Origin of the sequence: Corynebacterium sp. KPL1824 (assembly GCF_000478095.1) — a bacterium.
GTDB classification, from domain to species: domain Bacteria; phylum Actinomycetota; class Actinomycetes; order Mycobacteriales; family Mycobacteriaceae; genus Corynebacterium; species Corynebacterium accolens.
The window spans coordinates 430,693-456,461 of sequence record NZ_KI515749.1 but is presented as its reverse complement, the minus strand read 5'-3'; the positions used below and the strand labels follow the sequence as shown (position 1 = coordinate 456,461).

At 62.1% G+C, this 25,769-nt stretch carries 27 protein-coding genes and 2 pseudogenes; 13 read left to right on the top strand and 16 right to left on the bottom strand.

Translation table 11 applies throughout. The features are described from left to right. Positions 1-283 precede the first annotated feature (283 nt). Together HMPREF1267_RS13120 and HMPREF1267_RS12575 are read left to right on the top strand one after the other, a co-directional pair. Positions 284-565, top strand: a pseudogene (locus tag HMPREF1267_RS13120) (integrase core domain-containing protein); the annotation flags it as partial. A gap of 27 nt (positions 566-592) precedes the next feature. After that, a pseudogene (locus HMPREF1267_RS12575) lies at positions 593-748 on the top strand (IS110 family transposase); the annotation flags it as partial. A gap of 74 nt (positions 749-822) precedes the next feature. Here HMPREF1267_RS12575 and HMPREF1267_RS02120 read toward each other — a convergent pair. Genes HMPREF1267_RS02120 through HMPREF1267_RS02110 form a run of 3 tightly spaced genes read right to left on the bottom strand, consistent with a single transcriptional unit; the run spans position 823 to position 3,645 of the window. Next, positions 823-1,587: an ABC transporter ATP-binding protein gene (locus HMPREF1267_RS02120; RefSeq protein ID WP_023028239.1), complete on the bottom strand. Its 765-nt coding sequence runs from the start codon at positions 1,585-1,587 to the stop codon at positions 823-825. Further along, the gene (locus tag HMPREF1267_RS02115; protein ID WP_005276778.1) at positions 1,580-2,461 is read right to left on the bottom strand and encodes an ABC transporter permease; all 882 of its coding nucleotides are present in this window, start codon (positions 2,459-2,461) and stop codon (positions 1,580-1,582) included. Before HMPREF1267_RS02115 ends, HMPREF1267_RS02120 begins: the two co-directional genes overlap by 8 nt. Positions 2,462-2,475: 14 nt before the next feature. Beyond that, positions 2,476-3,645 carry an ABC transporter substrate-binding protein gene (locus tag HMPREF1267_RS02110; RefSeq protein ID WP_023028238.1) on the bottom strand — a complete coding sequence of 390 codons (1,170 nt, stop codon included), beginning with the start codon at positions 3,643-3,645 and terminating at the stop codon, positions 2,476-2,478. Between the two features lie 227 nt (positions 3,646-3,872). Between HMPREF1267_RS02110 and HMPREF1267_RS02105 the strand changes: the two genes are divergently transcribed. Continuing rightward, the gene (locus HMPREF1267_RS02105) at positions 3,873-4,418 is read left to right on the top strand and encodes an OsmC family protein (protein WP_023028237.1); all 546 of its coding nucleotides are present in this window, start codon (positions 3,873-3,875) and stop codon (positions 4,416-4,418) included. 61 nt (positions 4,419-4,479) lie between these two features. On the opposite strand, the gene HMPREF1267_RS02100 is transcribed toward HMPREF1267_RS02105, so the two are convergent. After that, a complete protein-coding gene (locus tag HMPREF1267_RS02100; RefSeq protein WP_023028236.1) occupies positions 4,480-5,490 on the bottom strand; it encodes an o-succinylbenzoate synthase in 1,011 nt (336 codons plus the stop codon). A 554-nt stretch (positions 5,491-6,044) separates the two neighbouring features. Between HMPREF1267_RS02100 and HMPREF1267_RS13305 the strand changes: the two genes are divergently transcribed. The 7 genes from HMPREF1267_RS13305 to HMPREF1267_RS02070 all read left to right on the top strand — a co-directional run bounded on the left by HMPREF1267_RS13305 (position 6,045) and on the right by HMPREF1267_RS02070 (position 11,892). Further along, the gene (locus tag HMPREF1267_RS13305) at positions 6,045-6,218 is read left to right on the top strand and encodes a type II toxin-antitoxin system RelE/ParE family toxin (protein ID WP_023028235.1); all 174 of its coding nucleotides are present in this window, start codon (positions 6,045-6,047) and stop codon (positions 6,216-6,218) included. Between the two features lie 14 nt (positions 6,219-6,232). Next, positions 6,233-7,327 (top strand): HigA family addiction module antitoxin, encoded by a 1,095-nt coding sequence (locus HMPREF1267_RS02090; protein WP_023028234.1) that lies wholly within the window; start codon positions 6,233-6,235, stop codon positions 7,325-7,327. Between the two features lie 495 nt (positions 7,328-7,822). Beyond that, positions 7,823-8,284 (top strand): DIP1984 family protein, encoded by a 462-nt coding sequence (locus tag HMPREF1267_RS02085; RefSeq protein WP_023028233.1) that lies wholly within the window; start codon positions 7,823-7,825, stop codon positions 8,282-8,284. A gap of 301 nt (positions 8,285-8,585) precedes the next feature. Continuing rightward, positions 8,586-9,554, top strand: a complete 969-nt coding sequence (locus tag HMPREF1267_RS02080; protein WP_034658040.1) for a 1,4-dihydroxy-2-naphthoyl-CoA synthase — start codon at positions 8,586-8,588, stop codon at positions 9,552-9,554. A 15-nt stretch (positions 9,555-9,569) separates the two neighbouring features. Next, on the top strand, positions 9,570-9,710 hold the full coding sequence (locus tag HMPREF1267_RS13115) for a hypothetical protein (RefSeq protein ID WP_023028231.1): 141 nt from the start codon (positions 9,570-9,572) through the stop codon (positions 9,708-9,710). Between the two features lie 66 nt (positions 9,711-9,776). Then, positions 9,777-10,913, top strand: coding sequence for an o-succinylbenzoate--CoA ligase (menE, locus tag HMPREF1267_RS02075; protein ID WP_034666806.1), 1,137 nt, complete (start codon positions 9,777-9,779; stop codon positions 10,911-10,913). A gap of 73 nt (positions 10,914-10,986) precedes the next feature. Further along, positions 10,987-11,892: a 1,4-dihydroxy-2-naphthoate polyprenyltransferase gene (locus HMPREF1267_RS02070; RefSeq protein ID WP_023028229.1), complete on the top strand. Its 906-nt coding sequence runs from the start codon at positions 10,987-10,989 to the stop codon at positions 11,890-11,892. Between the two features lie 21 nt (positions 11,893-11,913). Here HMPREF1267_RS02070 and HMPREF1267_RS02065 read toward each other — a convergent pair whose 3' ends face one another. Beyond that, on the bottom strand, positions 11,914-12,237 hold the full coding sequence (locus HMPREF1267_RS02065) for a DUF4229 domain-containing protein (protein ID WP_023025118.1): 324 nt from the start codon (positions 12,235-12,237) through the stop codon (positions 11,914-11,916). Between the two features lie 38 nt (positions 12,238-12,275). On the opposite strand from HMPREF1267_RS02065, the gene HMPREF1267_RS02060 reads away from it, so the two are divergent. After that, entirely contained in the window at positions 12,276-12,551 is a 276-nt protein-coding gene (locus HMPREF1267_RS02060) for a hypothetical protein (RefSeq protein WP_005276761.1), read from the top strand. Here the strand turns inward: HMPREF1267_RS02060 and HMPREF1267_RS02055 are convergent. The 7 genes from HMPREF1267_RS02055 to hemL all read right to left on the bottom strand — a co-directional run bounded on the left by HMPREF1267_RS02055 (position 12,548) and on the right by hemL (position 18,992). Next, positions 12,548-12,805: a helix-turn-helix domain-containing protein gene (locus HMPREF1267_RS02055; protein ID WP_023016668.1), complete on the bottom strand. Its 258-nt coding sequence runs from the start codon at positions 12,803-12,805 to the stop codon at positions 12,548-12,550. The genes HMPREF1267_RS02060 and HMPREF1267_RS02055 overlap by 4 nt on opposite strands. After that, complete coding sequence (gene ccsB / locus HMPREF1267_RS02050) at positions 12,806-13,894, bottom strand: c-type cytochrome biogenesis protein CcsB (RefSeq protein WP_023028228.1); 1,089 nt, start codon at positions 13,892-13,894, stop codon at positions 12,806-12,808. 82 nt (positions 13,895-13,976) lie between these two features. Further along, on the bottom strand, positions 13,977-15,608 hold the full coding sequence (locus HMPREF1267_RS02045) for a cytochrome c biogenesis protein ResB (RefSeq protein ID WP_023028227.1): 1,632 nt from the start codon (positions 15,606-15,608) through the stop codon (positions 13,977-13,979). 7 nt (positions 15,609-15,615) lie between these two features. Beyond that, positions 15,616-16,419, bottom strand: a complete 804-nt coding sequence (locus HMPREF1267_RS02040; RefSeq protein ID WP_005276753.1) for a cytochrome c biogenesis CcdA family protein — start codon at positions 16,417-16,419, stop codon at positions 15,616-15,618. After that, positions 16,420-17,037, bottom strand: coding sequence for a TlpA disulfide reductase family protein (locus HMPREF1267_RS02035; RefSeq protein ID WP_023028226.1), 618 nt, complete (start codon positions 17,035-17,037; stop codon positions 16,420-16,422). It lies immediately after the preceding gene. Then, complete coding sequence (locus HMPREF1267_RS02030; protein ID WP_023028225.1) at positions 17,037-17,645, bottom strand: histidine phosphatase family protein; 609 nt, start codon at positions 17,643-17,645, stop codon at positions 17,037-17,039. Before HMPREF1267_RS02030 ends, HMPREF1267_RS02035 begins: the two co-directional genes overlap by 1 nt. Positions 17,646-17,681: 36 nt before the next feature. After that, positions 17,682-18,992: a glutamate-1-semialdehyde 2,1-aminomutase gene (hemL, locus tag HMPREF1267_RS02025; protein WP_023028224.1), complete on the bottom strand. Its 1,311-nt coding sequence runs from the start codon at positions 18,990-18,992 to the stop codon at positions 17,682-17,684. 136 nt (positions 18,993-19,128) lie between these two features. Here hemL and HMPREF1267_RS02020 point away from each other — a divergent pair, with 136 nt between their 5' ends. Beyond that, positions 19,129-19,968: an NAD(P)-dependent oxidoreductase gene (locus tag HMPREF1267_RS02020; RefSeq protein ID WP_034666802.1), complete on the top strand. Its 840-nt coding sequence runs from the start codon at positions 19,129-19,131 to the stop codon at positions 19,966-19,968. Between the two features lie 115 nt (positions 19,969-20,083). Further along, complete coding sequence (locus tag HMPREF1267_RS02015) at positions 20,084-21,118, top strand: HNH endonuclease signature motif containing protein (RefSeq protein WP_023028222.1); 1,035 nt, start codon at positions 20,084-20,086, stop codon at positions 21,116-21,118. A gap of 406 nt (positions 21,119-21,524) precedes the next feature. Here the strand turns inward: HMPREF1267_RS02015 and HMPREF1267_RS02010 are convergent, their stop codons facing one another. The 4 genes from HMPREF1267_RS02010 to HMPREF1267_RS01995 form a co-directional block, all read right to left on the bottom strand. Then, the gene (locus tag HMPREF1267_RS02010) at positions 21,525-22,907 is read right to left on the bottom strand and encodes a protoporphyrinogen oxidase (RefSeq protein ID WP_023028221.1); all 1,383 of its coding nucleotides are present in this window, start codon (positions 22,905-22,907) and stop codon (positions 21,525-21,527) included. Continuing rightward, positions 22,908-23,942: a uroporphyrinogen decarboxylase gene (hemE, locus tag HMPREF1267_RS02005; RefSeq protein WP_023028220.1), complete on the bottom strand. Its 1,035-nt coding sequence runs from the start codon at positions 23,940-23,942 to the stop codon at positions 22,908-22,910. A gap of 183 nt (positions 23,943-24,125) precedes the next feature. Next, positions 24,126-24,680, bottom strand: a complete 555-nt coding sequence (locus HMPREF1267_RS02000; RefSeq protein WP_023028219.1) for a hypothetical protein — start codon at positions 24,678-24,680, stop codon at positions 24,126-24,128. Beyond that, positions 24,677-25,762 carry a hypothetical protein gene (locus HMPREF1267_RS01995; RefSeq protein WP_023028218.1) on the bottom strand — a complete coding sequence of 362 codons (1,086 nt, stop codon included), beginning with the start codon at positions 25,760-25,762 and terminating at the stop codon, positions 24,677-24,679. The genes HMPREF1267_RS02000 and HMPREF1267_RS01995 overlap by 4 nt, the downstream gene beginning before the upstream one ends. Between the last annotated feature and the right edge of the window lie 7 nt (positions 25,763-25,769).

The window sequence follows — 25,769 nt, the reverse complement described above, 5'->3', positions numbered from 1 at the left end:
TTTTCACGACGTAGCCTCGCGTTTTCGGCGGCCAAATCTTCAGGCACAGGTTCTGGGATGCTCCCGGCACGGCGGGCAGGCTTAAGTCCATTGACGAGCCGTGTGCCATGAAACCCCCAGCTTTGGAGCTACTGCCTGGCACGCGGGGTGCATCGACATATTTTCCGCCACGATGCGATCTTCCACGAGACGGACCACACGATCCTTTGCATCCTGGTCAAATTTTCTCGGCACGTTCCAGATTTTCCCATCTACTCAAACGGAACAAAACCTAGGACACTTCACACAAGCATTTAGAAACTACTGCTCATCGTTAGGTGTACGCCAGTCCATGGGCGCGGTTGGAACGAGTGCCGATAATGCCCTGGCAGAATCATTTAACGCCACCTTAAAGCGGGAAGTACTGCGTGATAGGAAACTCTTTGAAAGTCCAATCAGCTGCCGCCAGGAAGTCTTTCGGTGGTGCATGGGCTACAACACCCGAAGGCGCCACTCCTGGTGCAATCTTGTAGCTCCTGATGTCTTTGAAGCCGAGACTTCAGCTACACTAACTAAAGCAGCATAGCTACCCCCGACGTGTCCACATTTCGGGGGTCAGGCCCTTATGCCGAATTCGCCCAATCGGGCTGGCAACAAAAAATTAAAGAACGCCCTATGGCAATCGTCTTTTGCATCGATCAGATTCCACGAGCGTTCCCGGCAATTCTATGAACGAAAACGCAAAGAAGGCAAAAGACTCAACGCCGCAGCAACCTAAAGTCAACACACCCCCAGCAAGCCCACCCACGAAGTTGACAACCTATATAGGAACATCCTCTCGCTCTAGCCGTTTTCGAGCAGCCCGAGCAGCCGCTCGCGCAGCTCATTTTTCCGCTCCACCACCGCGGAGTCTTCGCTGCCGCTGCGCGGGCGGGGCAACCCCACTTCAATGTCCTCGATGATGGTGGCCTCTGGCCCCGGCGACATCACCAAGATGCGATCCGAGAGCAATACCGCCTCATCCACGTCGTGGGTGACCATGACCACCGTGCGGCGGTTTTCTTCCCACACATTTAGCAACAGCGACTGCAGCTGGCGGCGGGTAAGCGCATCCAATGCGCCGAAGGGTTCATCGAGCAATAAGATATCCGAGCCGATGGCGAAGGCGCGCGCCAAACCGACGCGCTGCTGCATGCCTCCGGATAACCGCGACGGGCGCCGGTCGGCCGCATGGCCCAAGCTGACCTCGTCGAGGAAGTCCTGCGCAATCTTGCTGCGCTCTGCCTTCGATAGCTCCGGGCGGGCCGATCGCAGCCCGAATTCGATATTCCCGCGCGCCGTCATCCAGGGCAGGAGCGCGTGATTTTGAAATACCACGCCGCGGTCAGGACCTGGGCCGGTCACGGCCTCTCCTCTCGCGCGCACCTCGCCGGTAGAGGGGAATGCCAGGCCCGCGATCATATTCAGCATGGTGGACTTGCCGGAACCCGAAGGCCCCAGCAGGGATACGAACTCGCCTTCCCCAATGGAAACTGAGGTATCCCCAATGATCTTGGTTGGGCCGTAGCTTTTGGTAATACCAGCAAATTCGATATGGGCATTAGTCATAGCGCACCACTTTCTGCAGGGAAGCAACGAGGTAATCCAGGGCCAATCCGATAACACCGATAAGCACGATGACCACAACGATGGCGTCAATATCGAGGCGGTTCCACATATTCCAGACAAAGAAACCGACGCCCTGCCCGCCGACGAGCATTTCCGCGGCCACGATGACCAACCAAGCGGTCGATAGCGATTGCCGCATGCCGGTGATAATCCCCGGCAGCGCAGCCGGCCCGACGATATAGAGGAGCTGCTGCATCCGGTTCGTGCCGAGCGTGGCCGCCAGGTTCTTATACGTGGGGTGAATCCCGCGAACCGCCTCGATGGTATTGAGCAGCGTCGGCCACAAGGCGGAGAGGATGATGACGAAGACGGCGGTATTTTCGGCATCGCGAAGCAGTGCCAGGCCTAGTGGCAGCCACGCCAGCGGGGACACGGGGCGCAGGATCTGGACAAAGGGATCCGTCGCGCGGCGGAAGGTAGCAGAAGATCCCAGCCAAAAGCCCAGCGGAATGGCTATCACCATGGCGATGGCAAAGCCGATGAGCACGCGGCGCAGGGAAGCCACCATGTGCCAAAAGATGCCCACCGAGGCCGGCCCATCCCGGTAGAAGGGATCAGAGAGTATCTCCACGGCCCTGTCCCAGGTGCGCGCGGGAGTGGGGGCGATATCGGAAAGCCAGCCCGCAGCCGCGACCGCCTGCCAGATAGCGATGAAGGCAATGAAAAGCGCTATACCCAGGCCCATCGCCTTCCACAGGCTCTCCCGGCGCTTCTTCTTGCGGCCGGCGGTGCGGCGCGAATTGGGCGCTGCGGTGTGGGTGCCAGTGGAGTGCGCGGTGCTGGTGCTAGCGCTGTGATTTTTCAGTGTGGTCATAAGCGTGGGGGTCCTTAACGCTGGTATCCGGCGGTGGGGTGCAGGGGATCGAAGGTATGGCCGTTGATTTCCACTGGGTCCGTAGTGAGATCGGCCTCGCGCGGCAAGACGGATTTTGTGACGTCTATGAGCGCTTGATCATCCATCGGCATTGCCTTTCCTCCCAGATCCCAGCGGGCCATTTGGGCGGCCATCCACGTAATTGCGGTGGCAGAGGTGCTGCCGCCGAACTTAATCATCTGTGGATCCACCAGTTCTTTGCCGTCCCAGGTGGTGTAATTTCCGGCCAACGCCCGCGAGATCAGCTCTTCCTTCTGGTTCAGGTACTTCTCCTTGGCCAGCATGGAGGCCGAATCGTGGACGTGGTGCGGGTTATCGACGTACTGCGCGCCTTCGTGCAGCGCCGCGACTACGCGGTCGCGCACGCCCCGGTCCACTTCCTTTGCCACGGCCACCGAGCAGCACGGGTGGTTTTCCCACATCTGGCGGGTGGGAACAAAGGCGCGGCCTGAGCCGGTAGTTAGGGCGCGCTGGTTGAAGGGCTCTGGGCCAATGAAGCCGTCGATAGTACCTACCGAAAGTTGTGCCACCATATCGGCTGGGCGCAGGAGGCGCAGTTCCACATCAGAGACCGGATCCACTCCGCCGGCCACGAGGTAATCGCGCAGCAAGAGCGCATGCACCGAGTATTCAAAGGGGATGCCTAGCACCATGCCCTCGAGGTCCGCGGGCCGCGACACGGTATCCAGGTGGGAAGTGGACAAGGTCAGTGCCTGCCCATTGGTGTTTTGTGTAAAGGCCAACTCGGTAGGCCGGGAGGCATTGGTGGCACCGGCATCGATGGCCAGCGGCATGGGCGAGAGCATGTGCGCCACGTCTAAGGCGCCGGTGGCATAGGCGGTCCAGAGGTCTGCCCATCCCGCGAATTTACGCAGCTCAACGTTGAGGCCCTGCTTTGCGAAGGCGCCCAGGCCGTCGGCGGCGACCAGCGGGGACGCGCACGCGATGGGTACGAATCCGATGGTGAGGGTTTCCTCGCCCTGCCCGGATTGTCCAGACTGGGGCTTGTCCTCCTGCCGCGGCGTGGAACATGCGGATAGCACCTGCGAGCCTACTGCTACCCCGCCCATTGCCACTGCGCTGCGCAGTATCTGCCGTCGCGACAGCTTCCGATTGTGAACCATGCGTTCTTTCTAAGATAGACCAAGTGGTTTGTTCAGAACGAACCTAGGCTAGGCACACTACGGTGTCAATTTCTAAATTCACAGGTCAGGAAATGTGGTGCACACATTTATATTCACTCTAGACCTGGCGTTCTCTACAAAATAGACCCCTTGTTCTAGATTTATATTTGTCTTCGCGTTACCATGGCGCCATCAGTTAATAAACATCTGATACAAGGAGCAATTTAATGTCTGATCTCACACCGAACCACAAAGAAGGCGACGCTCTCGAGCCCATTGACGGCGAGAAGCTCAACGACCTAGCACAGAAGAACATCGACAACCCTGAGGGAGCCAAGAAGCACGTCCGCTCCCACACTGAGGCTGACGGTTTCTTCCGCAATAACACCACCGTGCGCGACCACACCATCAAGGTGGGCGAGCCTTTGCCGCTGCTTGGCGATGACTCCGCGCCCAACCCCACCGAGGTCGCCCAGGCCGGTCTTGGCGCCTGCATCAACGTTGGCATCCAAGCCATCGCTCAGCACCGCGGCGTCACCCTGACCAAGCTGGAGCTCGACATCGTCGGCGACATCGACCTCTCCCCAACCTGGGGCGTTGGTGACTTGGGCGAGGACAAGCGCCCAGGCGTTTCCGACGTCAACGTTAAGGTCGACATCGACGGCGACGCCGACCAGGAAACCCTGCAAAAGATCGTGGACGACGCCATCAAGTGGTCCCCGGTTGTTAATACCTACACCCGCCCGGCCAACCTCACCCACGAGTTGGTCTAAGGTTTAGATAGATAAAAGCGCCTGGCAAGTGCCAGGCGCTTTTCTTATGCTTTAGGAGCAACTACAGGAATTGCCACGATTCCCGCAGGCGCTCGAACCACCACTCGCGGCGGTTGGCCGGCGCGGCTAGATCGGACAGGCGGTCCGGTTCTGGGGCGAGGATCTCGGCGCACAGGTGGCCGTCGCGTAGCTGGCGCGGCGCGGTGACATCTTCTTCGAAAAGGCTGCCCGTTGCCAGACCCGCTGCGGCCGGGGTGACGTCGATGTCCTCGTCATCATAGATTTGCGGCAACGCCGCCACCGCTGCCAAGCCCATATTGATGCCAATGGAAGTATCCAGCGCCGAGGCCACCGTAATATCCATGTGCCGTTCGCGCAGGTGCTGTGCCACCTCGAGGACGCGGCGCACCCCGCCCAGCGGCGCGGGTTTGACCACCGCTACATCGGCCGCCTGCAGATCCGCCACGCGGTACGGATCCTCAACCTTGCGAATGGATTCATCCGCGGCCACGCGCACAAAAAGCCCGTTGCGCATGAGCTGCCTGCGCACTTCCACCAGTTCTTCCGCGCTGGCGCAGGGTTGTTCCATATAGTCCAGCGGCATGAGCGCCTGGGCAGCCTCTACCGCTTCGGCCACACTCCAGCCGCCATTGGCATCCACGCGCAGCACCGGGATAACGCCGCGGGCGCTCACGTGTTCGCGGACGGCGTGGACGCGCGCGATGTCATCGGCAAGCGTTTGGCCCTTCTCCGCCACTTTGATCTTGAACGTCCGGCAGCCTGGATATCGATCCACAATCGCCGGGACCTCGCTGGCGGGAACGGCGGGAATGGTGGCATTGACCTCTACCCATTCGCGGACGGGCTTAGGAAAACCCTCGTAAGCGGCTTCCAACCCGGCGCGCAGCCACGCGGCCGATTCCGCGGGCCCGTATTCCAGGAACGGCGCAAATTCACCCCAACCGGCAGGCCCTTCAATCAGCAACGCCTCCCGCGTGGTGATGCCGCGAAACTTCACGGCCAGCGGGAGGGAGACTACGTGGGCGCGGTCGAGCACGTCATCAATGTTCATGGATTCATACTATCTGCCTTACTTACCCATGCCTAAGTAAGAACACTTCAGCACATACAGCCCGGTATATTCATTTTATACTAACCCCTAAAGGGGGAAATTTTTCATCGCGTCAACAAATCCAGTAGATAACCAGATAAGCTGTATCTCGAGAATTGAACCTCAGTAAGCGTCGGCTCGTTTCCGGCGTTGAATGCTCCAGCCGAACCTTCGGGTTCGGCTTTTCTTAGATCTGGAAGGCTTATCCTGCCGGTGGGCCACCTCGCTGCAGCGAGGTGACCCTCTTTCACACCTAGTCCCCATCTTGCAGAACCGGCACATCTGACATATTATACTTCACATGAGGGGTGATTAGCCCTATACAAGTAGAGAAGGATGGGTCACGTCAGATGGGCGCGGCACTAGTGAACTGGACGAGGTGGACTTGGTGCGCATCCTCTTCGAGGACGACGAACTTCAACGAATGGCCGAGGATTCCTCCTACATCCCCAAACGATGGGGTTCGGACATCATCAAGGCATATCGCAAGAAAAATCCAAATCCTGAGGGGAGCCGTGGATGAACGCGACCTGCGGGCCATGCGGTCGTTACATCTGGAACAACTGAAAGGCGACCGAGCCGGGACCTCTTCGATCCGCCTGAACAAGCAGTTTCGGCTCATCCTCAAATTCGCAACGAACAGCGATGGCCGCGTGGTCATCGTTATTGAAATGGTGGATTACCACTGAGAGAAGGTGAACTCATGAATACTTCAATTGCTGCGGAGCTATTCCCGGCCGGAGAGATCCTCGCTGACGAGCTGGACGCACGCGACTGGACCCAGGCCGACTTTGCCGAGGTACTCGGACGTCCGGCACAGTTTGTCTCGGAGATTATTTCCGGAAAAAAGGAGATCACGCGCGAATCCGCAGCCCAGATCGGCGCCGCCCTGGGCACCTCCGCGGAATTCTGGCTTAACGTCCAGGACTCCTACCTGCTATGGAAGCAGTCCCAGGACGACCGTACGCAGGACAACCTCAACGCCGTGAAAACCCGCGCACAGTTACGAGAGTTAGCCCCCGTCTCTCTGCTCGTCAAGCGGGGATACATCACCGCCACCGACGTACAAAGTCAGGCATGCGAGGTGCTGAACTTATTTGGCAAGAAATCCTTTGAAGATCCCTTGGGAATAAGCTTCGCCGCCCGCCGTAGTAACCGCGAGGAAAATGTCACCGTTTTGCAGGAAGCGTGGGCGGCTTGCGTTAGAGCAACTGCCAGCGTTCTCGACGCTGTCCCCTACTCCCGTAAGGCACTAGAAGACCTCGCCCGGACGCTGTCGAGTAGAGCATGTGACCCGCAGGCGTTTGCTGAGTTCCAGACTCTGTTCGCCGAGGCGGGGGTGAAACTTGTTTATGTGGAGGCTTTTCCGGGAGCAAAACTCGACGGCTGCGCCATGATGATCGACGGACACCCCGTGATTGGCATATCGGGACGAGGGAAACGGCTCGATAAGATACTATTTACCATCCTGCATGAGACAGCCCACATATTATTGGGTCACCTTGTCGATAATGGCGAGGTCATCCTCGATGACCTATCAGATGACAGTGCCAATAATGAAGCCGAGGCAGACCAGCTGGCCAGCGAACTCGTGATCTCTAGCCCTTTACCGGCGGTTCCTGATCGTGTGCACTCATCCTGGATTAAAGAACAAGCCGGCCACTTAGGGGTTCATCCCATCGCCCTGATTGGAAGGCTTCAAAAAGAGGGTAACCTGTCGTGGAAAACCACTCTCGTGCGCAACGCTCCCACCGTCATCGCTCAGCTTGAAAGCTGGAAATCACCCCTCCCAGCCTGACTGAGATTGTATACTTCGTTCACCCACCAGCAAGACGTTTGCCTATCGGACACTGAAAGAAATGGAAGCGATGCACTCATTGTGGAAAGGATACGGTTTGCTGACGACTCCGATGCCCAAGATTTTCTTCACTACGTTTTGAAACAGTCGTATTCGGGCCAAGGGGTGGGAACCCACCCCACAAGAAGTACTATGCACGCCGCGGACGTTACCTCATTACCGACTATCTGCAGCTAGTGAGCTAACGTGAGGAATTCCCTGCCGAGCAACCACAATGTTCTCCAGGCATAGCCGCTTTGCAGGGAGGTTGTTTCTCTAAAAACTTACCGCCCCTAGGGGACAGGGGAACCGAAGTCTATCAGGGGTAATGAGAACTGAACCCCAGCCAAAAAGATCTAATAAGTAGTGGATAAAAGCATCTTTCATCCTTAGAAACCATTGACCCCAGCCCCCACCCCGGCTACGTTGGTTCCTACCTACCCCGAAGGAGGAACCATGTTACTGGCAGAAGCATTAGCAGAGCGCGCGCAGGCGCAGGAACGGCTCAATGAGCTGCGCGAGCGCCTGCTCTCCGTCGTCCGCGTGCAGGAGGGCGATACCCCGGACGAGGATCCGGCCGAGCTTTTGCGCGAGTTGGAGGGCATTACCGGGCGCATCGATAAGCTCGTGCAGGCCATCAATGCCACGAACGTGGCCACCGATTTTGATGGCGAGAAGAACTTGATGCAGGCACTTGCGCTTCGCGATGGCCTCGTGCGCACCCGCCGCATCTACCACGACCTCGCCCAGGCCGCGGGCGCGCGCCAAGACCGCTACTCCCGCGCGGAGATTAAATTCGTGGCCACGCTGCCGGTAGCAGAGCTGCGCAAGCGGGTCGATGACCTGTCCAAGCAGTACCGGGAGCTTGATACCCGCATCCAGCAGTTGAACTGGAATACGGAACTGATAACTTCATAGCGAAGCTTTAGTCATGCCACGCCGCGCGCGTGGCGGTAGCCTTTACGCACTTGCAGCGAGTATGCCCCCGCCTTCGAGGGGAAATTCGAGGACATCTAGGCACCCTTTGGCGTTAAAGGGTTGAGGAAGTTCGAGTCTTCCCACCGTATTGATGACCGCGCCGGCACAGGGTACACGGGTACATTGCGGGTAACCCCTCGCAGTTATTGAGTATCGATCATTACCAGCATGCTGGGCAGTGCGTAGAGGTGAGGGTTGGGAATGGGGACTAAACTTTTTCGCGCCCACTATGCTGGGCGCTATGAGCGAGCAGAAGAAATACAGCACCGATAATCCATTCCGCGAGGAATTGTGGCGCCCGGTTGAGGGCTTTGGGGATCTCACGGACGTCACCTATCACCGCCTGGCGGCAGACGGGCGCAAGAATGGCATCGTGCGCATCGCCATCGACAGGCCAGAGGTGCGCAATGCCTTCCGGCCGCACACCGTGGATGAGCTGTACCGTACCTTGGATCACGCCCGCCGCACGCCGGATGTGGGCACGATCTTGCTTACCGGCAATGGCCCATCGCAAAAAGATGGGGGTTGGGCGTTTTGTTCCGGCGGTGACCAGCGCATTCGTGGGCGCTCGGGGTATCGCTATGCCACCGAGCACGCCCACGATGATGCCACGGCGGATGAGTCCAGCGTCGATGAGGCCCGGGCCAAGGTCGAAGGCGGCCGCCTGCACATCCTGGAGGTCCAGCGCCTCATCCGCACCATGCCCAAGGTGGTTATCGCCGTGGTCAATGGATGGGCCGCCGGCGGTGGGCACTCGCTGCACGTGGTCTGCGACATGACCGTGGCCTCCCGCCAGGAGGCACGCTTTAAGCAGACGGACGCGGACGTTGGATCCTTCGATGCGGGCTATGGCTCGGCCTACCTGGCCAAGATGGTGGGCCAGAAATTCGCCCGCGAGATCTTCTTTTTGGGCCGCACCTACGATGCCCAGCGCATGTATGAGATGGGCGCGGTCAATGAGGTCGCAGACCACGGCGAGCTCGAGGACGCCGCCATCCGCATGGGCCAGGAGATCAACATGAAGTCCCCCACCGCCCAGCGCATGCTGAAATTCGCGTTCAACCTCACCGATGATGGCCTGATGGGCCAGCAGGTCTTCGCCGGCGAGGCCACCCGCCTGGCCTATATGACCGATGAGGCCGTCGAGGGCAAGCAGTCTTTCTTGGACAAGCGCGAGCCCAACTGGGACGAGTTCCCTTACTACTACTAAGGAGTGCCCCGCACCGTGCTCATCGCATTCTGTATCCTGCTCGCGGTCCTCGCCGTCGCGGGCGTTCTCGGCTCCCGCGTGTGGATGCTGCGCCGCATTAAAGAGGCCGAGGCCAATAACGAGCGGCCCTTTGATCAGGAGGACACGTACCGCTGATTCCTGCATCGACTCACCCCGGCCGCAACCGGGGTTTGTCCCGCTGTGGCCTTAAGATCTAGTGCCGTGACTATCCTCGCCCCCTTGCCCGTCGACCCGCACGATCCCGCGGCCATCCTGCCGGACCTCGAATCCGCCATTGCCGGTAGGTCCTGCTTTTTGCCGCTGCCGCTTGCCGATGCCACCCGCGCCACCCTCCTGCGCAATTCCCAACGCGCCGGCGAGCCCATCGCAGAGGACATCGCGCTCGTGGTCTCCACCTCCGGGTCCACCGGCACCCCAAAGGGCGCGCAGCTAACGCCGGCCAACCTGGTGGCCAGCGCCGATGCCACCCACCAGGTCCTCGGTGGCCCTGGGCAATGGCTCTTGGCGATGCCCGCCCACCATATCGCCGGCATCCAAGTCCTCGTCCGATCCCTTGTGGCCGGGGTGGATCCGCTCTGCCTCGATCTCAGCGCGGGCTTTAATATCTCTGCCTTCGCCCGCGCCGCCGCGGAGCTTTCCCGCACTGGCGACCGCACCTACACTGCGCTCACCCCGCTGCAGCTGGCCAAGGCCATGGACTCGCAGGAGGGCATCGATGCGCTCCAGAGTTTCGATGCCATCTTGGTGGGCGGTGCCGCCATCCACCCGCGCCTGCACGCCGCGGCCGCGGACCAGGGCATCACTATCACCACCACCTACGGTTCCTCCGAGACCGCCGGCGGCTGCGTCTACGATGGCTGCCCACTGCCCGGTACGACGGCCCGCGTCCAGGACGGCCGCATCTTACTCGGCGGGCCCACCATCGCGCGGGGCTACCGCAATGCCCCAAGCCACGAGGCATTTCCCGGAAACGGGTGGTTTGCCACTTCCGATGCCGGCGTCATCGAAGATGGCATCCTCACCGTCACCGGACGCCTCGATAATGTCATCGACTCCGGTGGGTTGAAGCTGCACCCAGAGGTCTTGGAACGTGAGATCCTCCGGGTGCCGGGGGTTGACGAGGCGTGCGTCCTCGGCATCCCGCACCCGCGTCTAGGCCAGGCCATCGTGGCCGCCTATACCGGTAATGCCGAGCTTGGCGATATCTTCGAAGCCCTCGAAGACGCCGAACTCCCCCGCTGGCAGCTACCAAAAGATCTAAAGCGCCTCGCGGAATTTCCCACCACCGGTCCTGGCAAGGTTGACCGCCAGGCCGTCGCCGCCCTCTTTAACGCATAGCCCCACCGCAGGCCCCAGCCTCGACTCCGGCCCTGACTTCCTGATTGCTGTACGCCCACTACGCAGTGGCACAATGGTGGCTATGACTTCATCAGCCGGTAATTATTCCGCTACCGCACAGGATTGGATCAATGGCGCTCGCCCGCATACGTGGGCCAATGCCTTCGCACCCGTAATCGCAGGTACGGGCGCGGCCTTCGGCATTAATAGCGGGCATATCGGCCGCGCGCTGCTCGCACTCATCGTGGCGTGGGCGCTAATCATCGGCGTGAACTTTGCCAACGACTATTCCGATGGCATCCGCGGCACCGATGATGACCGCACCGGTCCGCAGCGGCTGACCGGCAGCGGGCTTGCACAACCGCGCCACGTGAAATACGCCGCCTTTGGCTGCTTCGCCGTCGCCGGCCTGGCCGGAATCATCCTGTCTCTGGCCGCTGGTGCCTGGTGGCTCATTATCATCGGTGCGCTGTGCATCGCTGGTGCGTGGTTTTATACCGGCGGCAAGAACCCCTACGGCTACCGCGGCCTGGGCGAGGTCGCCGTCTTTATATTCTTCGGCCTCGTCGCCGTGCTCGGCACTGAATTTACCCAAGCCGGCCGCATTTCCTGGACTGGCCTAGCCCTGGCCATCGGCATCGGCGCCATGAGCTCCGGGGTGAACCTGGTCAATAATATCCGCGATATTCCCTCCGATGCCGAGGCCGGCAAGATCACCCTCGCGGTGCGGCTGGGCACTAAAAACGCCCGCCTGCTCTTTACCGGCCTGCTGCTCTTGCCCTTCGTGCTCACCATCGCGGTTGCCTTCGGCAGCTGGCTCGCGCTGGCCGGCCTGGTCTACTTCCCGTTTGCACTCCGCGCGGTACGCACCGTCAACCGCGGCGCCACCGGAGCCGAGCTCATCCCCGTGCTGGGGCTGACCGGGCGCGCCATGCTCATCTGGGCCGTGATCGAGGCCATCGCCGTCGCCCTGGTCTAGTCCAAGGCTAAGCTTCTGCGCCTAGGCCTCCGCGCGGCCTTCCAATTCGGCCTGCACCCAACGCTTGTGCGCCTTGCGTTGCGCGGAGTATTCCGCCAACGTCTGTGTGGCCTCGATGCGCCAATTTTTAAAAATCAGCATCGATAGCGGCAGGGCGACAAAGAGCGCCAAGAGCGCTGCCACGAGGACGGGGATGGGGAAATCAATCGCTACCGCCAGCAGCTCAATGACCGCGGTGAGCGCGATAAAAAGCACCACGCGCGCGAGCCCGTATTTCCATAGCGCCTTGCGGGAGCGACGGCGCAGTTCGGGGTCCGGTTTTGGTGGCTCAGGGTTGTGCGTCATGGGGGTCGATTGTACGCCGTACAGGTAGAATAATCCGCATGGGTCGACTAATCCTCCTACTGCTTTTTGTCCTCGCCGCCTACCTGGTGTGGAAGGCCTTTGGGCCATCATCCTGGAAGTCCCGCCAGGTTGAAGAACAACCGCGTTCCATCAAGGGCCCCGATGATGACGAGGAGTTCCTGTGGAACCTGGAAAAGGAGCGCTTCAAGCAGCGCCGCAAGCAGGAGGCCGAGGAAGAAAAACGCCGCCAGCGCCGCACTCGCGACGCCGACGGCAACGGTGATTCAAAGGGCCAGGACGACAACCAGGATTAATCCTTTGGCACGAACCGCATCTCAAGTCCCAGCGCTTCTGCCACGGCGGTAACCTTTTCCCACCGCACGCCTGCCCCACCGTGTTCGATGGTGTGGAGGGTGGAGCGGGAGACTTGGGCGGCATCGGCAAGCTGCTGCTGGACGATGCCCAACTCCCGCCGCCGCTGCGCAATCTGCGCGCCCAAGCCCAGGATGAGCTCGTTATCGCCGGCGGGCTTTCCCTGCTTATTGCGCGGGCTATGGTTGGTGGCCATTTAGTTCAGCCCCGCATAGGAGTGTAGGCCGGAGACCACCATATTGATAAAGAAGAGGTTGAATACCATCACCGCCATCGCTAGGACGTTGATCCACGGCGCGGCCTTGCGGAAGGCCGGGGTCGCACGGGCGTGCAGGTAGGCCGCATAGAGGATCCAAGTGGCAAAAGACACGGTTTCCTTCGGGTCCCAGCCCCAAGGCCGGCCCCACGCGGATTCTGCCCAAATGGCGCCCAAGATGATGCCTAGGCCCAAGGTGGGCAGGGTGATAACGCCCAAGCGGTATGCCAGGCGGTCAATCTTTGCCGCGGACGGCAGCGGATAAGCCAGCGCGCCAAAGAAGCCGCGTTCGGCGTCCTTTGGCTGCCACAGGCGCAACAGGCTCAAAAGCGAGGCGATGCCGGACACGATGCCGATGGACGCGCCCAAGGACACCACCGTGACGTGAATGGGCAGCCAGTGCGATTGCAGCGCCGGCACCACCGGTGCGGAATCCGCATAAAGCTTGGTGGAACCGTAAAACATCAGCGCCAGCACCGGGGTAAGGATCCACGGCCAGACCGTGCGCCATTCCTTGCGCTGCATGGCGATATTTCCCACCAGCAGCACGCCGAAGCACACCATCAATACGTATTCGTAGAGGTTGCCAAACGGGAAACGGCCCGTGGCCAGCCCGCGCAGGACGATTGCCGCGGCGTGCAAAGCAATGCCAACCCACATCAGCGAGGTGGTCATTCCGCCGAGCTTATCCAGCTTGCGTTCCTTCTCCGCGACTTTGTCCTCGCTCGAGGTGGCGGCCGCAGACGACGCCTCAGCCTCGTAATCGGTGCTGGCAGCTGCTGCGCCCGTGCCAGTGGCGGCGTCTGTGCCGGTGCCAGCCCCGGTGGCGGTCCCGGCCGCGGCGCCAGCCTCGGCCCCTGCGCCGACTAATACCTTGGACGCCTCCGAGCGGCCCACGCGGCGCGCCTCGATGAGGCTGCGAATGCGGCCGTAGTACAACAGCGACATAAATAGCGCGACGCAGTACACCACGAATGCGGTCTGCACCGCGAGATCCGAGAAGTTCGACAGATTCTGATCGATCTGCAAGGGAGTCCACCTAGCCTTCACACGTGCGGGATAATGCTGAATACCTTACTCATGCACACAGCGGGATCCAACTATAGTTGGATCAATCATCAGTATAGAGTTTGTCTTCTTCCACCTCATCTGGATCCGGAAGCTCCAAGAGCGCGCGGTGCAGCTCGTGGAATTCCTCGGACCAGCCGGCGCGGTCGGTGCGGGCGAGACCACCCATCTCGATGGTGGTGCCGTCGGCGGAATCCGGCCGCAGGCGAATATAGACGCGGCGGCGCTTAATCATCAATGAGGCCACCAGGGATACCAACATGATCAGCGCGGATGCCAGCACCCACTTCTGGAATGGGTCATAGGAGACCTGGTAATTAGCAAACTCATTGGCGCCGTTGAAGGTGATCTTGGTGCCATCGTCAAGCGTGACGTCATCGCCCTGGCTCAGGTTCACGCGGTCGATCTTCTGCAGCTGCCCCGAGTGCACGAGGCTTGAATCCAGCGAGAAGAGCGACTGCGGAGTGCCGGTATCGAGGCCGGCATCACCGCGGTAGATATCGACCGCCAGCGCCGGATCATTCAGGCCTGGGTGGGAGGACTGCAAAAGCTTGCCGTTCTCACCGCTCCACTCGGCCGTCGGGGCGAAAAGCCCCTGGATGGCCAGCTGGTTTTGGCGGCGCTCGAAAAGATCCGGGTACATGCCCGCAGGCGGGTCAAAGCGCAGCACGCCCGAGGACAGGAAGAAGGTCGTGTCAGTGGGCTGGAATTGGATGGTCTGCGTGCGCTTTTCACCATCCGGCCACTCCACGGTCACCGTCGGCGCATAGCCGTGGCCCTGCAAGTAGACGCGGTTTTGCGCCAGGCGCAGCGGGTGGTTGACCTTGAGCTCGTAGTCCTTCCATTCGGAAGGATCCTTATAAATATCGTCGCCTTCCGCATAAGAGACATTGGAGGTAAACATCTCCGCCTGGCCATTGGGCAGGTACTTCGCGGTGAAGTCATGCGCGGTCATGCAGAAGGGGTGGAGCCCGGTGCCATCGAAAAGCGGCCCTGCCCGGAAGGAGTCAAAGTTCGAGGTAGAAGTATTACAAAACTCCGTGGACTGCTCCAGCGAGGTATTGCCGCCCTGCGAGCCGGACTCCGTCACCACGATGACCTGGCCCTCGTAGTTGACCAGGCGCCCGGCGGCCACGGTGACCAGGATCGCCACCAGCGCGACGTGGAAAATGAGGTTGGCCAGCTCGCGGCCGTAGCCGCGCTCAGCGGAAAAGGCGTGCACCCCGGCGCGATCCTTCTCCGGGGCGTACTCGGCCACGCGCCACCTTTTCAGGCGCTTGTGGATCTCCGCGCTGAGTTCTTCCTCGCTCTTATCCGAATGCCCCTCGGCGCTCAGCGGCAAGCGGTGGAGGTACTTCGGCGCGCGCGTGGGTTGTGTGCGCCACGCCTTGTAGTGATCGATGGAGCGCGGGATGATACAGCCAATGAGCGAGACCGCCAACAGTAAGAAGATGGCTTGGAACCAGACGGAGGAAAAGACATCAAAAAGCTGCAGCTTATCGTAGATTTCCGCTACGGTGCCATTGGATTCGATGAACTCCTGCACGTTCTGCTCGTTCAGATCGCGCTGCGGCAAGAGGGAGCCGGGGATGGCGGCGAGCGCCAGCAAGAAAAGCAGGGCCAGCGCAGTGCGCATGCTGGTAAGCCAGCGCCAGGCTTTGCGGATATATTTCACGTTTCTCCTAAATGAGGGTTGCGCCGTAGTCCACGGTCCATTTCTGGATATAGGAAATAAACTCGCCCCACAGGCCGGTAACCAGAGCAAGGCCCACGAGGATCATCGCCACGCCGCCAATGATCTGAATGGTGCGCGAATGCTTGCGGGCCCACGAAATGGTGCGCATCGCCCTCGCGGACCCCAGCGCCACCAGCAGGAACGGCAGGCCAAGGCCCAGGCAATAGCCCACGATAAGCAGGGCGCCGCGGGCGGCGGTCACGCCTTCGGTGCCGGCGGAAATGGACACAATCGCCGCCAGCGTGGGTCCCAGGCACGGCGTCCAGCCCAGCGCAAACACGCCGCCCAACAGCGGCGCGCCCAGCCACGTTGTCCAGCGCTTCGGCGCCAGGCGGGTGTCTTTCTGCAGCGCCGGAATCGCGCCCAGGAAAACCACGCCCATCAAGATGGTGACGCCACCGCCCACGCGCATCAGCGTATCGGCGTTGAGCGTGAGCGCGGAAATCGCGCCAAAGACCGAGACCGTCGCCAGCACAAAGACCACGGTAAAGCCCAGAATGAACAGTGCTGCCGCCAGCACGACGGCCCATTGCCTGCGCTTGCCGACGCCCACCCCCAGCTTCTCGTCATAGCTCACCTCACCGCCAACCACGCTGGCGAGGTAAGAGATATAGCCGGGCACCAGCGGGATGACGCAGGGGCTGGCAAAGCTGACAAGACCCGCCAGAGCCGCGGCGAGGATGCCGAGGATCAACGGGCCGGAGGTGGCAGCTTCGGCAAACTGGCCGCCGATATTTGCTGCGTAATCCATTTATTCCTTTTCTAACTTATCCACAACATCCATCACGTCATCGGTGGTGATGGACCGCAAGAAAACGGTAGCCGGGCGGTGTTGTTTATCCAAGACGATCGTGGTCGGCACCACGGACGTAGGCACGCCGCCGAGCGCCGCGGCCGTCTTAAACGGCGGGTCATAGATGGAGGGGTACTCCAAGCCGTTATCGTCCAAGAAGTCATTGGATACCTGCGGGTTATAGTCGCGCACATTGATGCCTAGGACCGTGCCCAGGTCGCGTTTTTGCAGCTCGGCGTGCACCGCCTGCAGGTCATCGGCCTCGGCGCGGCACGGCGCGCACCACTGGCCCCAAGAGTTCAAGACCACGACTTCGCCCTCGTAGTCATCCAAGGAAATGGTCTTATCCGTATCGCGGACATCGGCGCCGCTGAAGCTGCGCAGCGGTTTCCTATCGGCTTCCTCGTAATGGATTTCCCGCTCCCCGCCCGGGGAGATGAACTCGAACTCGCCGCCGGTGGCCACCGCGTTTTGGGCGTTTTCGGCATCCTGCGTACAGGCGGTCAAGGTCAGGACGGTTGCAGAAAGCGCGGCTGCCACAACGCGCGTTGCCGCACGGGTGCGTGTGCGTGCCATTAAATCTCCTGCGCCGGCGAGGAGTAGAAGATATCGGTGACCTGGTTATCCTCAAAAAGCAGCGAGGTTACCGAGGCCAACGCGCACTCGCGATTCCACGGCGCATGCGGCAGGCGCTGGCCCAGCACCGTGCGCTGCACCATCACGATGGGCAGCTGGTGGCTCACCAGCACGGCCTCGTGGCCTTCTGCCGCGGTATGCGCGCGGTCGACCGCACCGAGCATGCGCTCGGCGATGCCCTCATACGCCTCGCCCCACGACGGCTCCAGCGGGTTGACCATCTTGGGCCAGTGCCGCGGATTCCACAGCGCCGAGCGCAAACCCTTGGTGCGCAGGCCCTCGAATTGGTTGCCGGACTCAATGAGCGTCTTATCGACGTCCACATTTAGCCCCGTTACCTGCGCAATCGGCCGCGCCGTTTCCTGCGCGCGCTGCAGCGGCGAGGCCGCCAAATAGGTCACATCATGATCGCGGAAGCTTTCCGCCGTCCGCGCGGCCATGGAATGCCCGCGCGAGGATAGGTGGTAGCCCGGGATGCGCCCGTACAGGATCTTGCCCGGGTTGTGTACCTCGCCATGGCGCACGAGGTGAACGATGGTGCGTGTCATGTCTCTCCTTATTGAGTAGGCCTTGTTGCGCAGGACTTATTGTGCGGGACGCGCTGCGGCCGCGGCCTTCGCGGCGGGCTTGAGGGCGGCATCGATGCGCTCGAAGTCGGCATCGCCAAGAGCATCAGAGACGAACCAGGTCTCGAACGCGCTCGGTGCCACGTAGATGCCGTTTTCAAGCAACGCGTGGAAGAACGGGGCAAAGCGGAAGTTCTCCGCGGCTTGCATATCCGCGAAGTTGCGGCCCTCGCCCTCTGCAAAGCGAATGGAGAACATGGATGCCGCGCGCTGAATGTGGTGCGCCACGCCCTCGGCCTCCAGCGCGGAGGAAATCATCGCGCCAAGCTGGTCGGCCTTTTCTTGCAGGCGGGGGTAGAGGGATTCATCGGCAAGCTGCAGCGACTTCAGGCCCGAAGCCATCGCCACAGGGTTACCGGACAAGGTGCCCGCCTGGTAGACCGGACCATCCGGTGCCAGGTAGTCCATGACCTCGGCGCGACCGCCAAAGGCCGCGGCCGGCAAGCCACCGGAAACCACCTTGCCAAAGGTCATCAGGTCCGCCGCCACGCCATCGACGCCGTACCAGCCCTTGTACGAGGTGCGGAAGCCGGTCATGACCTCGTCGAGGATGAGCAGGGCGCCATCGGCATGCGCGATTTCCTTCAGCGCCGCGTTGAAGCCCTCATTCGGGGCCACGGTGCCCATATTTCCGGCAGAGGCCTCCGCAATGATGCAGGCAATCTGGCCCTCGTTCTCCGCGAAAGCCTCACGCACCGCATCCAGATCGTTATAGGGAACGACGATGGTGTCCTTCGCCGTCGCGCCCGTCACGCCCGGCGAGTCCGGCAGGCCGAACGTCGCCACGCCCGAGCCTGCCGATGCCAACAGCGCATCCACGTGCCCGTGGTAGCAACCTTCAAACTTCAGCACCTTCGCGCGGCCGGTGTAACCGCGGGCCAAACGCACCGCCGACATGGTCGCCTCCGTGCCGGAGTTAACCATGCGCACTTTATCAGCCGCGGTGCGCTTGACGATTTCCTCCGCCAGCAGAGCCTCGCCCTCCGTCGGCGTGCCAAAGCTCAGCCCGCCGGTGGCAGCCTGCTGCACGGCCTCGACGATTTCCGGGTGCGCGTTGCCGTGAATCATCGGGCCATAAGAGCTCACGAGGTCGATGTACTCATTGCCGTCGACATCCCACAGGCGCGATTCCTCGCCCCGCTCGATCACGCGGGCCTGGCCGCCCACGGAGCCGAAAGCGCGCACCGGCGAGTTCACCCCGCCCGGGATCACTTTGGAGGAACGCTCGAACCACTGTTGCGACTGGGAAGTATTAGGCATGTCTGTCATTCTAGCGACTCGCGCGCCATACAAAAGTTTGACTGTGCATGTCGGTGGAATTCACAGCAACCCTCCAACGTTCCCTGAGGTTCCGTGATACGTCATAGAAAACAGCATTCCCGCTGAGATGGCACACTGGGGAAGTATGAAGATTGCATTTTTAGGAACCGGACGCATGGGCACCGAGCTTGCCCGCCACCTACTATCTGAGCACGAGCTGACGGTGTGGAACCGCACCGCCGAGCGCGCGCAACCGCTCGTGGATGAGGGCGCGGCGCGCGCCGATACCCCCGCCGCGGCCATCGAGGGCGCCGAGGTCATCATCACCTCTCTCTTCGGCCCCGACCAGATCCGCGAGGTCGTTATCGAGCCGCAGCTCATCCCCGAGGGCGTTACCTGGATCGATACCACCACGGTTTCGCCTGACGATGCCCGCGAGTTCGCTGCCGCCGTCGACTCCTACGTCCACTCCCCCGTCGTGGGCTCGCTGGGCCCGGCGCGCGAGGGCAACCTGGGCGTTTATGTCGGCACGCCTGACGATGACCGCCGCGAGGTCGCCCTCGGCCTTGCCGAGGCCTGGGCCGGCGAAGAGAAGCTGATTGGGGTGGAAACGGCGGCGACGGCGGCCATCGGCAAGCTGCTGGCCAACCTTGCCCTAGCCGTGACCGCCGAAGGCCTGCTCGAAGCCCTGCAACTCGGCGAATCCGAGGGGCTCGATTCCGAGGTCATCCTGCAGATGCTCGACATCACCGGCCTGTCGTTCATGTCCAATATGAAAGGCCCGTTCATCACCGGCGAGCGCAATACCGACCCCGGCGATTTCACCGTCGACGCCCTGGCTAAGGACGCCAAGCTCATGGAGAAGACCTCCGATAAGCCCCTGCCCGCCGTATCCGCTGCCATCGAGCGTTTCGCTGAGATGCAGGACATGGGCCACGGGAACCAGGACTTCTCATCCATCTTCGTTTTCCGCAATAAGGGCTAGTTATTCACATGTCGCGTCAACGAACCGCGGCTTTTTAGCGCTTTTCGGGCGAGTTATCCACAGGCCCCACCCGCGCGCCGCGCTTTAGTTGCGCTATCACCTTAAGCTGCGGGGTATGACAGCACTTCAGGCATACCTCGCGGCCCTGGCGCCCGGCATCGACATCGTCGCCGGGTGCACAGGCATGTCCGCCCGCGAGCTGCGCGCGGCCGGTGCGCCGAACCGGACGGCGCGCACACTGCTCACGCTTGCCGATGCCTTCTTCTCCCCCACCTCCTTTCCCCGCCAACAACGCCGCGCGGTAGCCGCCGCCCGCGAACGCGCCCACGCGCTGCCGACGCTGGAGGTCATTGAGCGCTACGCCACCCGCGCAAAGACCAAGCGCCAGGCGTGGCAGCTGCGCGTCGAGCTGTGTCGCACCGCTGCGGATACCGATGAGATGGAAAAACTCGCGCGCAAGAAGCTGCGCGAGATTAATCCGCCCACCCCGCCGCGTCCCGGCGTGCGCATTCGACGCCGCAAGGAGGCGCCGTGGACGCTCGCGATTACCGGGCCGTCTGCCCTCATCGCTGACTTAGAATCCAACTTGGACGAGGATGCGCCTTTAGATTCCGTCGCGGGGCTTTTCTCCGGCTCCGGCGCCGCCGCCCCGCGGCCGACGGTAACGACCAATGCGATCATCACGCTCGACGAGCTCGACCGCATCATCGACGGTGACGGCGAAGAAATCACCATCCAACTCACCAATGGTGCGCGGCTTACCGGCGCCGAATTGGTCGCGCGCGCCCTTTCCGAGCGCGGCCTTATCACCCTTGTGCATCCCTTCGAGGGCGCGGTAAACCTCTACCGCACCGAGCGCATGGCTAACGAGAAGCAGCGGCTCATGGCCGCCGCCGAAAACCCCGTCTGCCCGTGGCCGCGGTGCAACTATCCCGCGGATAAGTGCCAAATCCACCACTTGGAAGCCTGGCAGCACGGCGGCGATACCAATATGGCCAACCTTGCGGCCTGCTGCCCATATCACAACGGCGTCAACGACGATGACCCGAATGCCCCACCTCGCCGTGGTCGCCTCGCCCGCAGACGCGGGCGGGTGGTGTGGCAACCGCCCTGGGCCGATGCCGTGCCCGGCCCCAGCGTCGGAACCTAGTGCTAGCGCCTAGCATAGGCCCCCAGCACGGACTTTCGGCACTGCCCCGTAGCGCTGGTTCCTAACACCGGTTCCCAGCACTGGAACCTAGCGCCCAGGCCCCAACCGGCATTCCCGGCCGAGGGGTCAGGCCCTCGCACATGCCAATTATCTGCGCGCATGTCAGGTTTCCGCACGCGCGGAATCGGCCGCAAGCGCCTGTTCAGGCAGCAGTAGCCCTGCTGCCTGTTTAGGCATGCCCAAAACAGATTCGCTCCAGCTCCGGACCGCGTCGCGGTTCAAGTGCGGGACCGCCGGCGATTCGTAACTACCGGCAGCGCCAGCCACCGACTTCGCTAGCTGCGACCGGCGCCAGTTGCAGCCGAGGCCAGCTTCTGATGCTAGATGCGGGTCCCAGCCACGCGAGCTAGCTGCTAGAGATGCGTGCGGCAGCAGCGCGCGCATCCGCGATGACCGCAGGCACGCCCACGCCGCCGGCCCAGGCGCCCGTGACGTCGACGCCTGGGGATTGGGACAAGGCATCGCGCACGGCGGCTACGGTGTCGAGGTGGGTGGCATCAAAGCGCGGCAGGCCACCGAACCAACGCTGGGTGAAGATTTCGGCAACGCCAGCCGCGCGGCCGTCGAAGCCAGTCAGGTGCTGCAGGTCATCGAGGGCGTAGTCCACGAGGTCGTCTTCTTCGGCGCGGACGATGGCGTCGTCGCCGAACCGGCCGAACGAGGCGCGCACCAGCGCCCCGCCGCGCTCTGCCAGGTGCGGCCACTTGCGCGATGACAACGTGAATGCCTTTGCGTGCACGTCATCTTGGTCGGTGGCGACGAGGATGCCGGAGTTTTGTGGCAACGAGGTGCCGGAGGGATCGGTATCGGACTCGAATTTGAGGCCCACGACTGCCGATGCCGCCAGCTTCACCCCCTTCAACCGCGTTGCCGCATCCGGAGCCACCTTGGGTAGAAGGCGCGCGGCGGTCGGCGCCGGGGTAGCTACCAACACGCGGTCGAAGGTCGCGGTATCGCCCGGCGCGCCGGTGAGGCGGAACTTATCGCCCTCGCGCGAGATGCCAGAAATGAACGTGTCAACGAAAATCTTCGCGCCGGATTTTTCCGCCAGGGTCTCATAGAGTTCGGCGTAGCCCCCGCGGAAGGTCTGGAAAACGGGCCCGGAACCGCTGGGGTTATCCGCGCGGGCTTTCTCAAGGGAGCGCACGGCCGCAGAAAGGGTGACGGGGCGGGAGGCGGCGAGGGAATCGAGGGCATCGGCAAGCGTGGGGATGGTGGCGCGCAGGCCTAGGTCATCGGCGGTGCACGAGTACACCCCGCCCAGCAGCGCGGAAACCACGCGGTCCACCAGGTCGCCGCCGTATTGTTGACGCACCAACTCACCGACCGAGACGTCGCCGCCCACGGTCCACTCGAAGGGCTGCTCGTTATCGATGCGCCGCGCCGTCTCTTCCGAAACCAGGTGCGCAACCGGCGCGGAATGCGACGGAATGCCCATCACCCCGTCCTGCGGCAGGGCCTTGAGCTCCCCGCTGTAGACCAGCGAGCGCAAACCTGACGGGTCAACTAAACTCCCGGCAAGGCCGAGGGAGTGGAAGAACTCCACGGCATCGCGCCGACGGGCGAGGAAAGCCTCGGCGCCCATGTCGGTGGGGCCGTCATTAAACGGCACGGAATACAGTTTCCCGCCGATGCGCCCAGCAGCCTCAAAGACCTCCACATCGTGTTCGCGCAGTTCGTAGGCGGCGGTTAGGCCGGCGAGGCCGGCACCGATGATGGCAATACGCATTTAGCCCTCCTCGTGAATGATGGATACGGCGCGGGTGATGGCCTCCGCGTCGGTGGTGGGAAGCACCCCGTGCCCAAGGTTCCAGATATGGGTGTCGATATCGCCGCGCTGCTGGGCGCGCTCGACCTCGCCGCGGATGGTGCGCACGGCGTGGCGCACGGCATCGTCGCCGGCAAAAAGCAGCGCTGGGTCGAGGTTGCCCTGCAGCACGCGCGAATTCACGCGCTGCGCGGCGGTGTCCATGGCCACGCGGTAGTCCACGCCCATGACCTCGGAGCCGGCTTCGGACATCGCCTGTAGCAGCTCCCCGGTGCCCACGCCGAAGTGGATGCGCGGAATATCGACGCTGGCCAGGATTTCCTGCGAATAGGGCAGCACGAACTCGCGGTAGTCGCGCTCGTTGAGGTAGCCGGCCCAGGAATCGAAAAGCTGCATGGCGTCGATGCCGGCATCGACTTGCACCCGCAGGAAATTAATGATGGTGGGCACGAGCCGGCGCATGAGCATGTGCCACGTCTCGGGCTCGGCGTGCATGAGCGCCTTGGTGCGCTCGTGGTTCTTGGACGGCCCACCCTCGATGAGGTAGCTGGCCAGGGTAAATGGCGCGCCGACGAAACCGATAAGCGCTTGGGTCTCGGTCAGCTCGTCGAGGATTCCCGCAATGCCTTGGGCGACTTCAGGCACGTCAGCTTCCAGAATAGGCAGCTTGCCGATGTCCCCCTTCTCCCTCACCGCCTTCTCCATCACCGGCCCGCGGCCGGGCACGATGTCAACGTTGACGCCGGCGGCCTTGAGTGGGACCACGATATCGGAAAAGAGGATGGCCGCGTCCACGTCGTGGCGGCGCACCGGCTGCAGGGTGATTTCTGCCAGGAGTTCCGGCATGAAGCAAGAGTCCAGCATGCTGATGCCCTCGCGGGCGGCGCGGTACTCCGGCAGGGAGCGACCAGCTTGTCGCATCAACCACACCGGCGGGCGGGAGGGGGTGCGGCCGAGGGCGGCATCGATAATGGGGGCGCGGTTAAGTCGAGACATACCCCTCATTATGAATCAAAAGTTGGAGCAGGGGCTAATTTGCCGCGCCTTTGCCCGCGCGCTTCATGCGTGTCAATGGCGCCTCGGCTTGCGCGCTAGCCCTGCGTTCAGCGTCCGTCAGCCGTAGGCCAGCTGCGCACTAACCTCGCGTGAGGCGAGCGCTAGCCCTGCGATCAGCGCCCGTCAGCCCCGCCCGTGGAGGCTGCGGTGGGCGATAAACCGATTGGACTGGGGCCGGAAGAGCAGAACTACCGCGATAAGCAGCGTCACGGCGATAATCAGCAGGCCGAGCCCACCAATACCAAGAGCCAGGGCCGCGATATTGAAAAAGAGGGCAATCGCGATGACGACGGAGATGATGCGACGCGCCCACTTCGATCCGTTTGCGAGTTGCGCGGAAAACAGCGCCAGAATGATCGCGCCGATGATATTAAATACTGAGACAAATAGGCGGTTCGACCGCACAAACTCGGCGATGTGCGAATCCGCGGGCTCTATCTGCTCGCCGCCTCCGCCGAAGATACCGACCATGCCGCTGACCAGCATGATGACGGCGGCGACAACGAGTACCCAATACGCCCACCGGAGCGGGCGCGGCCACACGGACAAGTCTTGATCCTGGGTGGTGTGCTGCACAGGGCGGTTATAGTCGCGAGGCCCTGGGCGATGATTCTTATCCGCAGAACCGCCGTTCTGGTCATCATCGCGCCGGCCGTGGCCGGGGAACATGCTGGTCATCGGTTGACCCTGTCGTCATCGCCCCTGTTTTGGGAGGCGGAATTCCGCGGAGACTGATTGCGGCCGACTTTATCTTTGGAGTCCTTTTGCTTGGCGTCCTTCTCCTTGGCCTCCTGCTTTTCGCGCTTCTCACGCTCTTTATCGCGGCGCGCCTGCTCGAGTTCCTTTTCCAGCTCGCGCATTTGCTCGAGCTCGCCGGTGTAGTCAAGGGTGTCGGGCTTAATGGAGAAGATGAGCCCCAATACGGCGGCGACGCCGACCAAGATCTGTACCATGCCGTCGGCAGCGAAGAGCCAGTCGGGGACGTCGGCACCCGCGGGCGTGACCATGAAGGTCAGAAGGATGCGGAAACCGAAGTAAATGGAAAAGGCGAACCAGATGCGTCGCGAGGTGCCCGCGCGCTTTGATGGCTCTGCCAGCGACTTCAGCAAAAACAGCAGCAGCACCAGCACGCCGATGGCAATGGCTGCCGACAGCGCCACCGATCCATAGGCGGCCATTTCAATAAAGGAATCCGATACCTCTTCGCCGTCCTCGCCAACCGAGGCGCTTTCGACCATCTGCTTGGCCTGCGCCATGAGCACATCGTGGTTGAGCAGGGTCAGCACCACGTTGAGGATCTGGTGGACGGTCTCGCCGACGACGACGCCCAGCCATAGCCACAACATGTAGACCACGGTCTCGGGGCGCTTGGAACCGCCCTGAGCGTCCTTGCCGCCCTGCCTGCCGCCGCCAGTTTGATTCGGGCTCGGGTTCCCCAGCTTGCCACGCTGGTTTCGCTGGTTCTGCGGTTTGCCCGGCTGCGGCCCCTGCTGGCCGCGCGGTTTGCCGGGCTGCGGCTTGGGCCGCGATTCTCGTTGAGGCTCACGCTGCTTATCGCGCTGCGGCCCCGGAGTTCCGGGTTGTTGCCCCTGCTGGCCACGCGGATCCCCGGGCTGTGCCCCTGGAGCGCCCGGCTGCGGCTCCTGTTGACCGTGCTGTGGCCGCGGGTCACCCGGCTGCGGCCCCGGGTCGCCCGGCTCCGGCGAAGCAGGCTGCGACGAAGCGGGCTGCTGCGTCGGACGAGAAGAAGGCTGTGTCACAAGAATC